The sequence below is a fragment of the Tahibacter sp. genome (assembly GCF_035481375.1).
Taxonomy (GTDB): Bacteria; Pseudomonadota; Gammaproteobacteria; order Xanthomonadales; family Rhodanobacteraceae; genus Tahibacter.
Genome location: NZ_DATIGT010000062.1, coordinates 1 through 4,671 on the forward strand (window position 1 = coordinate 1; position 4,671 = coordinate 4,671).

2 protein-coding genes are annotated in these 4,671 nt (G+C 69.4%); both read left to right on the forward strand.

Going from position 1 to position 4,671, the window contains the following annotated elements; translation table 11 throughout:
* The first annotated feature begins 27 nt into the window (after window positions 1–27).
* On the forward strand, window positions 28–4,338 hold the full coding sequence (locus tag VLF18_RS03730; protein ID WP_325278279.1) for an amino acid adenylation domain-containing protein: 4,311 nt from the start codon (window positions 28–30) through the stop codon (window positions 4,336–4,338).
* A 105-nt stretch (window positions 4,339–4,443) separates the two neighbouring features.
* Window positions 4,444–4,671: hypothetical protein (locus VLF18_RS03735; RefSeq protein ID WP_325278280.1), on the forward strand; the 228-nt coding region annotated here is incomplete at its 3' end.

Below are 4,671 nucleotides of genomic sequence, written 5' to 3' on the forward strand. Positions count from 1 at the left end.
GCGCTGCCGCTGACCCCGAACGGAAAGGTGGACAAGCGGAAACTTCCCGAGCCGGACTACCAGGCGCAGCAGGTCTACGTCGCGCCGGAAACCGACACCGAACGCCAGCTCGCCGCGATCTGGCAGCAGGTGCTGCAGCTCGACCCGATCGGCGCGACCGCGAACTTCTTCGAGATCGGCGGACATTCGCTGCTCGCGACGCAGGTCGTCAGCCAGATCGCCGAGCAGATGCGGCGCGAGGTGCCGATCCGCGCGGTGTTCGAGCATTCGACCGTGCGCGAGCTCGCCGCGCACCTCGATGCGCTGGCCGCGTCGGACTATCGCCGCATCGCGCCGGCGCCGCGCGACGGCGCGCTGCCGCTGTCGTTCTCGCAGCAGCGCCTGTGGTTCATCGACCAGCTCGAAGGCGGCAGCACGCAGTACAACATGCATACGGGCCTGCAGCTGATCGGTGCGCTCGACCGCGACGCGCTGCAGCGTGCGCTCGATCGCATCGTCTCGCGGCACGAGGTGCTGCGCACGACGTTCGCGCGCGTGGACGGCGAGGGCGTGCAGGTCATCCATCCGGCGCAGCCGCTCGCGATCGTCCACGTCGATCTGTCGGATCTCAGCGAACCCGAGCAGACGCGGCGCGTCGAGGAACTGCAGCGCGACAACGCACTCGCGCCGTTCGACCTCTCCGCCGACCTGCTGCTGCGCTGCACGCTCGTGCGCCTGCGCGCCGACGCGCATGTGATCCTGCTCGCGACGCATCACATCGCGTCGGACGGCTGGTCGATGACCGTGCTCGCGCGCGAGTTCGGCGCGCTCTACGACGCGTTCAGCCGCGGCGCGGCCGATCCGCTGCCGGCGCTGCCGGTGCAGTACGCCGACTTCGCGCAGTGGCAGCGCGAGCTGCTGCAGGGCGAACGCCTGCAGGCGCAGCTCGACTACTGGCGCGGCGCGCTGGCCGGACTGCCGCCGGTGCACGGCCTGCTGCTCGACCGGCCGCGACCGCCACGGCAGAGTTTCGCCGGCGCGCAGGTCACGCGGCACCTCGATACTGCGCGCCTCGCGCGGCTGCACGACCTCGCGCGCGGTCACGACGCGAGCCTGTTCATGCTGCTGCACGCCGCACTGTCGGTGCTCGTCGGCCGCTACAGCAACGAGGACGACGTCGTCATCGGCACGCCGGTCGCCGGCCGCACGCATCGCGACCTCGAACCGCTGATCGGCTTTTTCATCAACAGCCTCGTGATCCGCAGCGACCTGTCGGGTGCGCCGAGCTTCGTCGACGTCATGCAGCGCACGCGGCGCCGCGCGCTCGATGCGTACGCGCACCAGGACGTGCCGTTCGAAATGCTCGTCGAGGACCTGCGCCCCGGCCGCACGCTCGCGCACACGCCGCTCTACCAGATCAGCTTCACGTTCCACAACAACGAGAAGTCGACTCTGGAACTGCCGGGACTGCGCCTGTCGGGCATCGCCTCGGAAAGCCTGCTCGCGCGCTATGACCTCGAAGTCCATATGGCCGAGAGCGACGACGGACTGCACGTGCGCTGGGTCTATGCGACGAGCCTGTTCGACGCCGCGTCGGTCGAGCGCCTCGCCGACAGCTTCGGCGTGCTCGTCGACGCGCTGCTCGACGCCCCCGACGCACCGGTGCACGAACTGCCGCTGCTGTCGCAAGCGCAGCGCGAAACCTTGCGCGCCTGCAACGACAACGCGGCCGGCTATGAACGCGAACGCTGCGTGCACGAGCTGTTCGAGGCGCGGGCCGCGGCGCGGCCCGATGCCGTTGCCGTCGTCGCCGACGGGATCGCGCTCAGTTATGCGCAGCTCAACGCCGAAGCCAACCGCCTCGCGCATTACCTCATCGAGCAGGGCGTCGTGCCGGACACGCTGGTCGGTCTCTGCGTGGAGCGTTCGGCCGAGACGCTGATCGGCATCCTCGCGATCCTCAAGGCCGGCGGCGCCTACGTGCCGCTCGATCCGAACTATCCGCAGGACCGCATCGACTATATGCTGCGCGATTCGGGCGTGGAGCTCGTGCTGACCCAGAACACGCTGCTCGAAGACCTGCCGATGCTGGCCGAGCGCAGCGTGCTGCCGCTCGATGCGGCGATGCGCGCGCTGTATCTCGCGGGACAGTCCGACGCGAACATCGCGCCGGCCTCGCGCGGGCTGACCGCGAAGCACCTCGCCTATGCGGTCTACACCTCGGGATCGAGCGGCCAGCCCAAGGGCGTGCTGCTCGAACACCAGGGTCTTGCGAATCTTGCGCTCGCGCAGCGCGATTTCGACATCGACGCCGACAGCCGCGTGCTGCAGTTCTCGAGCCTGAGCTTCGATGCGTCGACCTGGGACTGGCTGCTCGCGCTCGCCCACGGCGCCGCGCTGTACCTGTGTCCGCAGGATGTGCGCGAGTCGGCGCAGCGCCTCGGCGATTTCCTGATCGACAACGCGATCACGCACGCGCTGATTCCGCCGGCGCTGCTCGCGCACCTCGATGCGACGCGCGACTACGCGTTCAAGGTGCTCGTCGTCGGCGGCGAAGCCTGCGAGGAAGCGCTGGCGTGGACCTGGGCGCGCAAGCACCGTCTCGTGAATGCCTACGGACCGTCGGAGAACACGGTCGTCGCGACCTGCGGCGACGTGACCGCAGGCCGTCCGGTCACGCTCGGCCGCGCGCTGCCGAACTGCTCGGCGCACGTCGTCAATGCGCACGACCGGCTCGCGCCGATCGGCGTGCCCGGCGAACTGCTGATCGGCGGCGATTCGCTCGCGCGCGGCTACTGGCAGCGCGACGCGCTGACGCAGCAGCGCTTCGTGACGCTGCATCTCGACGGCGCCGGCGAGCCCGAACGCCTGTACCGCAGCGGCGATCTCGTGCGCCGGCTCGCCGACGGCACGCTGCAGTTCCTCGGCCGCGTCGACGACCAGGTCAAGCTGCGCGGGTTCCGCATCGAGCTCGGCGAGATCCAGAACGCGCTGCTGCAGGAGGCGCATGTGGCCGAAGCCGTCGTCGTCGCGATCGGCAACGACGGCGACAAGCGCCTCGTCGCCTACGTCGTCTCCGACACGGATGCGGCGACGCTCGATCCGGGCGCGCTGATCGTCGCGCTGCGCAGCGCACTCAAGCGCCGTCTGCCCGACTACATGGTGCCCGCGGCCTTCGTCGTGCTGCCGCAGCTGCCGATGACCGCGAACGGCAAGGTCGACAAGGCCGCGCTGCCCGCGCCGGATCTGCGGCCCGGCAGCGACTACGTGGCCGCGGCGACACCGACCGAAGCGGAACTCGTCGCGCTCTGGGCCGCGCTGCTCGATCTCGACGCGGGCGCGATCAGCGCGACGGCGAATTTCTTCGACCTCGGCGGGCATTCGATTCTTGCGATCCGGCTGATCGCGCAGCTCGGCACGCAGTTCGGCGTGCAGCTCAGCGTGCGCGACATGTTCCACTATCCCTCGCTGCAGGAACTCGCTGCGCACATCGACACGGCCGGCACGGCGCCGGTGCAGGCGACCTGGAATCCGCTCGTGACGCTGTCGTCCGACGCGGCGCTGCCCGCGCTGTACGTCGTGCCTGCGGCCGGCCTGCTCGCGTCGCCGTACCGGCCGCTCGCGCAGGCGCTCAAGGGGCGTCGCAGCGTGCATGTGTTCGAACCGGCCGGCATGGAAGGCGAGGGCGCGCCCGCCGCGAGCATGTCGCAGATCGTGCAGACGAACCTGCGCAGCCTGCAGCAGCGCCAGCCGCACGGTCCCTACGTGCTGGCCGGCCATTCCTTCGGCGGCGCGGTCGCGTTCGAGATGGCGCGCGCGCTCGAAGCGCGCGGCGAGGACGTGCAGCTGATCCTGCTCGACAGCGTGCTGTATCTGCCCGACGCGCAGCGTGCCGTGCATTCGGCCGACACGTTCCTGCGCCGGCTGCTGGCCGACGACGGCATCGACATTCCTGAATCCGATGCGTCGCGGCCGCTCGATCCGCAGCGACTGCAGGAACTGCTGACGCTGCGCCTGTCGGCACAGGGCCTGCTGCCCGACGACGCGGCGACGCGCGACGGCGACACGGTCGCGCGTTTCGTCGCGCTGTTCCGGGCACAGTCGTCGATCTACGGCGATTACCGGCCCGGCGGCCGCTTCACCGGCCGCGCGGGGCTGCTGCTCGCGCGCGATGGCGAAATGGCGAAATTGCCGACTGAACGACTCTGTTCACATTTGCGCGCGTGCTGCGCGGAATTCGACATCGCGGGAACCGTCGACGGCGCGCACCTGTCGATGCTGGACGGCCGTCACGCGGCCGCACTGGCCGCGGCGATCGGTGAATTCCTCGTCCGCGAGACCGATACGGAGACCTCATGACCGCCGCATGAATTGCGACGGTACCGTCGCACGATCCGTTGGGCACCTTGTTCCCGAGTAGTACAAGGTTCGAACTTCCAAGCTGCATTTTCGACGAGTGGTGAAATGGACATCAGCAGAGCACCGCAAAAGAAACCGTTGCTGAAGCGCTACTGGCCGGCCTTCGCCGGCGCCGGCGCGATCGCCTCGGTGCTTCTCATCACGCAGAGCTTCGGCAATGCGTCCTATGTGGCCGATGCCGACGGCATCGTGCTCGGCGAGGTCAGGCACGGCGACTTCGCGGTTCAGGTTCGCGGCGTCGGCACGCTGGTGCCGAAGAACATCCAGTGGCTC